5 protein-coding genes are annotated in these 7,281 nt (G+C 65.2%); 3 read left to right on the top strand and 2 right to left on the bottom strand.

Annotation, left to right across the window (positions count from 1 at the left end; genetic code table 11):
• The first annotated feature begins 357 nt into the window (after positions 1 to 357).
• The 3 genes from V7050_RS16135 to V7050_RS16125 are packed head-to-tail and all read left to right on the top strand — an operon-like array spanning position 358 to position 4,007.
• On the top strand, positions 358 to 1,347 hold the full coding sequence (locus V7050_RS16135; protein WP_324364927.1) for an NAD-dependent epimerase/dehydratase family protein: 990 nt from the start codon (positions 358 to 360) through the stop codon (positions 1,345 to 1,347).
• Complete coding sequence (locus V7050_RS16130; protein WP_324364930.1) at positions 1,344 to 2,648, top strand: glycosyltransferase family 4 protein; 1,305 nt, start codon at positions 1,344 to 1,346, stop codon at positions 2,646 to 2,648. Before V7050_RS16135 ends, V7050_RS16130 begins: the two co-directional genes overlap by 4 nt.
• A gap of 12 nt (positions 2,649 to 2,660) precedes the next feature.
• Entirely contained in the window at positions 2,661 to 4,007 is a 1,347-nt protein-coding gene (locus tag V7050_RS16125; RefSeq protein WP_324364932.1) for a class I SAM-dependent methyltransferase, read from the top strand.
• A 209-nt stretch (positions 4,008 to 4,216) separates the two neighbouring features.
• On the opposite strand, the gene V7050_RS16120 is transcribed toward V7050_RS16125, so the two are convergent.
• Both V7050_RS16120 and V7050_RS16115 read right to left on the bottom strand, forming a co-directional pair.
• A complete protein-coding gene (locus tag V7050_RS16120) occupies positions 4,217 to 4,951 on the bottom strand; it encodes a sugar transferase (RefSeq protein WP_324373853.1) in 735 nt (244 codons plus the stop codon).
• 152 nt (positions 4,952 to 5,103) lie between these two features.
• Positions 5,104 to 7,104, bottom strand: a complete 2,001-nt coding sequence (locus tag V7050_RS16115; RefSeq protein ID WP_324364937.1) for a GumC family protein — start codon at positions 7,102 to 7,104, stop codon at positions 5,104 to 5,106.
• Positions 7,105 to 7,281: the final 177 nt, after the last annotated feature.

Here is a 7,281-nt window from a genome sequence, read left to right as displayed (position 1 = left end):
TCACGCTCTGGCGGCGCGGCTTTCCGATGGAATTCTCTCCGGTATTGCTGGTCGGATCCTCGATCGTGGTGGGCGCCGCCGCCTACGGGATCATGGCGATCCTGTTGATGCGCCCCGACCTGTTCCGGGCCCGAGAAACACTCTTGCGGATGCGAGGATGAGCGTCTGGCAGGAGTTGAGCGTTCCGCGCAGCCCCCATCATCCTTCGGCGGTAGATGCCGTCCGAAGGTCAGGTGTGGCGCATGGCCGAGGTCTGCTACCGCTGATCGGGTGGGTACCGGGCCGGACGGGCTCCGGCCTGGTCGAAGTCGCAATACGCCGCAGAAGACACGACGGTCTATCGTAGGGGCATTCACGATGTACCAATCAATCCTAGTAACGGGCGGAGCCGGCAATATTGGCAGCGCACTTGCGCGGGCGCTGGTCAAACTGCCGCAAACCCAGGTCGTCGTTGCGGACAACATGTCCACCGGCAGCTGGCAAAAGGTCGACATTGATGCCGGAAACCTGACCATCGTCAAGGCGGACGTGAACGATTTCAACGACATCGCCTCGCTGTTCTTCCGCTTCCACTTCACGCATGTCTTCCACCTGGCCGCGGTGGTGGGTGTCGAGAGGACGCTGTCCAACCCCTTGCTGGTGCTGCGGGACATCCGGGGCATCGAAAATGTGTTGCAACTCTGCAAGAATACCGGCGTCCAGCGGGTCTACTTCGCGTCATCGTCCGAGGTCTACGGCGAGCCGTTCGAGATCCCTCAGAACGAACAAACGACGCCGCTAAACTCGCGCCTGCCGTATGCGGTCGTGAAGAACATCGGCGAGGTCTACCTTCGGACCTACTTTCGCGAGTTCGGCCTGCCGTCGACGATCTTTCGTTTCTTCAATACCTATGGGCCGCGCCAGAGCGAAGACTTCGTTCTACCGCGCTTCGTCCGGGCGGCTATGGATGGCCGACCCCTTACTATCTACGGCGACGGGTCGCAGACACGAACCTTCTGCTTCGTCGACGACACGGTCGACGCCTGCGTGGCCGCCCATCGCACCGGCGCACACGAGAACGACGTCATCAACATCGGCAGCTCGGTGGAGATCAGCATTCGCGATCTGGCGGAAACCATCATTCGCGTCGTGGATTCGACCTCGCAGCTCACGTTCATGCCCGCGCTCTCGGAGGGCGACATGACGCGGCGCTGTCCGGAGACCAGCAAGATGATGGCGCTGCTGAACCGGCCGCTCGTACCGCTGGAGGAGGGCATTCGGCGGCTCGCCGACTATCTTTCCGGGGGTAGCGGCCTGCCCCTTCGGGCGCAACCGAAGCTGGGCCTTGCGCGGGTGGCGCAAGGGTGAAGCTCGCTTTCGTAAGCCAGCCCTACGACCGGCTCTTTCCGCCGACGCAGAATTCGATCGGGCTCATCACCTATTACAGCGCCCTGGAACTCGCGCGCAAATTCGACGTCACGATCTACGGCAAACACTATCGGGACGATCGGCTGCCACCGGATTTGCCGGTTTCGGTCACGCGGCTTCCGGTCAACCGCGACCGACTGGTGCAGAAGGTCGTGCGCAGCTTCCCCAGGGTCACTGGCGGGCTCGGGATCGCGCACAAGCTCGACGATCATACGCAGTACCGCCGCGAGGTCGGACGACGGATCGCCAGCGACCGTCCCGATATCGTTCACGTGATGAACTACTGGCAATGGTGCCGTGAACTCAAGGCGCCGGGATCGTCGCACCGGCTCGTACTTGAAATGCAATGCGAGTGGCTCTCGCAACACGACCGCCGGGCGGTCGGCCGACAGCTCGAGGCGGTCGACGCCGTGGTTGCCGTCAGCGATCATATCGCGCGAACCTTCCTCGGCGCGTTCCCCGATTTTCCCGGAAAGGTGACAACCGTCGGCAACGGCGTGGACGTCGACCATTTCAATCCCGCGCCGGAACGCGGAGAGGTCGCCGAGAAGCGGAAACGCATTCTTTTCGTGGGGCGCATTTCGCCGGAAAAGGGGGTGCATACGCTGCTCGAAGCCTTCGGCGAGCTGGCGGATCGGATCGACGACGTCGAACTCGTCATCGCGGGACCGCAGTCCCCGCTGCCACGCGACTTTCTCACGAGCCTCTCGTCCGACCGGCAGGTGCGGGATCTTCTGCGGTTCTACGACCGGGACGGGACCTGCATCTACGGCAGGCACCTCGAAGCGGCCATTGCCCGGCATGGTCTTCGGGATCGGGTGCAGTTCCTGGGCAATGTTTCGCATCAGGAACTTCTGTCAGTCTACCATGCCGCCGATCTCGTCGTGAATCCTTCGCTCAGCGAGAGCTTCGGCATCTCCGTCGTGGAGGGAATGGCCTGCGGCATCCCCGTCGTCGGAACGCACGTCGGGGGCATGTGCGAAACCATCGTGAGCGGCACGACCGGACTCCTGGTCGAGCCGGAAGCGCCGCGACAGCTCGCGGCCGCCCTGACCGCGATCATCGACGATCCGGCGGGGGCGAAACGGATGGGTGCCGAAGGCCGCGTGCGCGCCGTAAGAGCCTATTCCTGGAAGGCTCGCGCGGATCGTCTGGCAGCACTGTATCGAAGCCTGGCGGGAGCCAGCCCGGACGTGCAGCCCATTGCTCCGGAGTTGCGTGCCCGTGCTAGGGCAAGCTGATCGGACACGCCCATGGCACAGCTGAACTTCGTTCGGATTCTTCAGTGCCCCTACTGCGGCGGCGGTCTCGAATTGGAGACGCGCCACCCCGCCGAGGGCCCGGATGTGGAATTCGGCACACTTCGCTGCCAGTGCTATCGCTATGGCATCGTTCTTGGGATCGTCGTGCTGCGCCAGGCATCGCCGCCGAACGACAACACGGACCCGATTGTCGCAGCGATCGACAAGGGTGACCATGACGGCGCGGTCGACCTGATGCTCGCCCATGAGCCTCGACCGCACGGCGGGGTCCGGGCAACGATCCGCCGCTCGGTCGAACGGCTGCGACAACGGGGTCGCCCCAACGGCACTCGGCATCCCTTTCCGTCTTCGGAAGGCCTGCACACGGTGCTGAGACGATGGCGCCCCAACTATTATGGCGAGTACCTCGAGTACCGATACGCCAATCCCAGCCTGTTGGCGGCCCTACCGGTCATTGCCGCGATGGCAAAGGGACTGACCCCGAGCGGCGACGGCCCTGACGCGCTGTGGGCGCTCGACATCGGCTGTGGCATCGGTCAGACTACCTATCTTCTGAGATCGTTGGTTCCCGGTATGCGTGTCGTGGCCGCGGATCTCGACTTCCTGAACCTCGCCCTTGCGAAGCACTACGTCGAGCCCGAGGGGAACTTCATCTGCTTCGATGCCGAGGCGGGGCTGCCCTTCAGGGACGGCGTATTCGACGCGACGTTTTCGCTCGACTGCGTTCACTACATCCGTGGCAAACAGAAGCTGGCGGCCGAGCTGCAGCGAACGGGGCGCGCGAACGCCCTCTATGCACTCTGCCACCTCCACAACGTGGCGCGCGCCAATCCGAACCAGGGCATACCGCTCTCCGCCGAGGGCTATTCCAGGGTGTTCGGGCGGCTCGGGGGCACCCTCTACGCCGAGCCTGCCCTGCTCGAGAGCTTTACCGAGAATGGGTCGCTCGGGTTGAGTCTTGCGGCCGCCAAGCCAAGGACTGACGTGGCCGACGCGTTCGTCTACCTCGGTCTCGGCGACAACAACGCTGAACTCACATCGACGCATCTGGACAATTACATGGCGTCCGGTCCGTCCCACTTTTCCCTGAACCGACTCTATCAGGGCATTTCCGGTGACGGGGTCATCGAGCTTCGACTGAACTGGCCGAGCGAAAAGCTCAGAAGCGAATGCTGCGCCAGTTTCGAGCCTCTGCGGGAGAGGGTGTCGTTGGCGGCAGCATTCGCGGATGCCGTGCTCGGCCAACGCTTTCACGAATTGCCGGCGGAGATCTTCGAAGCACTGGTCCGATCCTTCGTGGTCGTCCCACAGCCTGCGGCCTTTCACGCCGAAGCCTAGCAGATCGCTGAAGCAGGGGCCGAAGCATGGGGCGGCCATTCCCGCCCACCGACCTCGATCGTGGCCCTTCGACACTGATCTGAGCAAGCACGCCTGGATGTTTGGGCTGTCTGCCGAACACATCTGCCCGAACCGAACCCACCGGACCCGCTTGGGTCGCCGAACCGCCCCGCAGCGGGCTCGGGCCACGCCATCGCGAGCCGGGCCGGTTAGGCCGCGTCGTTGAACTTGAGGAGCACGAAGGCCGTGCTGGCGAGGATCCTGAGGTCCAGCCAGGGCGACCAGGAACGGACATAGGTCTCGTCGAGCTCGATCCGATGCGCGTAATCCACCGAACTGCGGCCGCTGACCTGCCAGAGCCCGGTCATCCCGGGACGTACCGAAAGGTAGAGCGGCGTCTTGGCGCCGTATCGAGCGAGTTCGTCGGCGACGACGGGGCGCGGTCCGACGCAGCTCATTTCGCCGCGCAGCACGTTGATCAGCTGGGGCAGTTCGTCCAAGCTCGACTTGCGCAGCATCCGCCCGACGAAGGTGACTCGCGGATCGTTGCGCAGCTTCTGGGTCTCTCTCCACTCACGTGCGGCTTCGGGGTTTTCGGCGAGGTGGCGCTCCAGAACCGTGTCGGGGTCGCGCACCATGGAGCGGAACTTGTGGCAATTGAAGGGCTTGCGCTGGAAACCGACGCGCGGATGCGCAAAGAGCACCGGCCGCCCCATCGTCACAAGTATGAGCAGGGCGATCATCAACTCGAGCGGCAGGAGCATGACCGCCAAGGCTGCGGCGAATACCAGGTCGACGGCGCGCTTCAGGGTTCCGCCGAGCGGCCGTTGCTCCGGCTTGAAGCTGGTCCCGATACTGCGGCGTCCGGGCACGCCGCCGCGCATCGCCGCGAGCAAGCCATTGAAACCGCCGGTCGAACCCTGCGCGGGTGTCTCAGGCAGCATGGGAGGCGTTTCGACTGCAAACGGCTCCGTCATGTCCTCTCTTCCATTGCCCGCGTCCCCCTCGATGGACGGAAACTGCGCCTAGCTCCGGTGATTGGTTCCATCTTTGCGAGGAGGAAGGAGGGAACAAGGTTGCAAAAGGTGTACGCCGATCATCGGATTGGATGGCCACCCACCCGGCCGGAGATCAATCTCGGACGGCGGGCACGGCGGGGCACCTTTGTCAGCGCCACCCCGAGCAGAGGTATGCCGCAGAGATCCGCCATCCGGATGGCCTCCGCGACCGCGTCGAGCGGCGTCGTGCCCCAGGCTGCGACGACGATGAGGAAATCGAGGCTCGGCAGCGCCGGCAGCACGTCGATCGCCTGCTGCATCGGCGGAAGGTCCACGATCACCACCTCGTTGGCCCCCTGCAGATCGCGCCAGGAGCCGGACAGAGCCGAGGTGCGGGCCCAGTCGCCCGGGTTGCGGCCGAAGCGGGCCGGAAACAGCTCGAACCAGCCGTCGGACGGCACAGGCGAGCCGGAGCCGGGCTCGGGCCGGATCGGCCGAGTCGGCGACCCGTTGTCCGACTGCGGGCGCAACGCCTTGCTCAAGGTCGAGCGCAGCGGGTCACCGTCGACCACCAGAGTGCGGTAGCCGGCGCCGACGCAGGCGAGGCCCAGATTGCTGGAGATCACGCTCTTGCCCTCGCCGCGCAGTGCCGATGTAATGCCGACGGCGACGCTCCCGTCGGCCTTGGCGCTGATGCGAATCGCCGTTTTGAGGCGGCCGATTGCGTCCGCGAAGGGCGAGTCAGGGTTGGCGTAGATGTCGGTCAGGCCGCGCTGGTCGTTGGACCAGAAGCTGATTCGCGGCACCTCGACCAGGCAGTCGGAGCCCAAGTCGGACCGGATCTGCCGGCCGGAGCGGATCGAGCCATCGAGGCTCTGCCGGACGATGGCGGTGCCGATGCCCAAGAGCAAGCCGGCCAGAGCACCGAAAATCAGGGTGATCTTGGTTCGCGGCGAGCTCTTGTTGAAAGGCGGCGACGCCGGGGTGATCACGCGGACCAGCGAATAGGGGTAGGATTTGTGCTGCAGCGACGAGGTGAAGGCCTCGAGCACGCTGCCGTAGAGCTTGCGATAGGTATCGGCGGTCGCCTCCAGCTCCTCGAGCGTCGGTGCCTCGTCGGCGCTCGACTCGGCAGTGATCATCGCCGGGTCGGTGGGCGCGGCATCGGCAATGCTGTAGTCGTGCCGGGCGCGAAACGCCTGCGCTGCCTGCGTGGCGGCGTTCAGCTTGTGACGCAATTCGTTCAGCCGCGCCTCGAGCCACTCGTTGCCCTGCTCCATGGCGGCGATCTTGGACAAGAGCTGCTCATTCACATAGGCGTAGGCGGTGGCGTTGGCGATCTGCGCCGCCTTCTCCGGGTCGCGCGAGCGGAACGAGATCTCGATCACGTAGGAGACGCTGATGCGGTTCACGCCGAGCCTGCTCTGGAAATGCGCGAGCGTGAGGCGCCGCGCCTTCTCCTGCGCGGCGGATTCGAGGTCTGCCTCCGTGCCGGGGGCCGGTGCAGCCGAGGGATCGGCCGGCAACGCGGCTCCCGCCTCGCCCGCCGCGCCTTCGGCCACCGCCTCGTCAGCCGGCTCGCCGGTCGGCGAGTCTTCGGCAGCGCCATCGAGGTTGCCTGAACGCCACTCCTCGACGGTTTCTGGCTTGAAGAGGCCGATCCCGACCACGAGATCCGCGGCCCTGGTGACCAGCATCTCCATCCGCGAGCGCTTCTTCCCCTGGAATTCCGGATCGTTGACGAGGTCGAGCTCGTCGATCACCATATTGGCGATCATCTCCGATCGCAGCACGGTCATCTGGCTCTCCACCTCCGCGGTGTCGAGCGACGTCTGGACCTCGCGACCCTGGGTGTCGAGCAGTGACGGCGCCTTCAGGTCGATCAGGATCTGGGTATAGGCCGTGTAGGCCGGCTCCTGCGACGTGACCTGAAACGCGGCGAGGAGCACGCCGATGCCCATGCAGCCGACGATCGTCAGAAAGTGCCGGCGGGCAAAGCCGATCAACTCGGCGCGGCTGATGCCTCCGTCGTCCGGCATGGCCGCCGGGCGTTCGAGGCGTGGATCGGGCCGCGCGAGATTGGGGTTGCGCTCCAGCACGGCTCAGCCTTTCAGAGGCGACAGGCAAATGAACGATACCCGGACACCGGGGCGCCGGCCTGCGAGCGGAGCGGCGGGGAAGTGCCCGGGGCGGGCGGGGCATTTGTCTTTTTGGCGGGGCGGCATGCTTCAGGCCGCGACCAGCGCTGGCGAGAGGCCGAGCCGGGCGAGCAGGTT

The sequence above is a fragment of the Amaricoccus sp. genome (assembly GCF_036846665.1).
Taxonomy (GTDB): Bacteria; Pseudomonadota; Alphaproteobacteria; order Rhodobacterales; family Rhodobacteraceae; genus Amaricoccus.
This window is presented reverse-complemented; position numbering and strand designations above follow the sequence as displayed.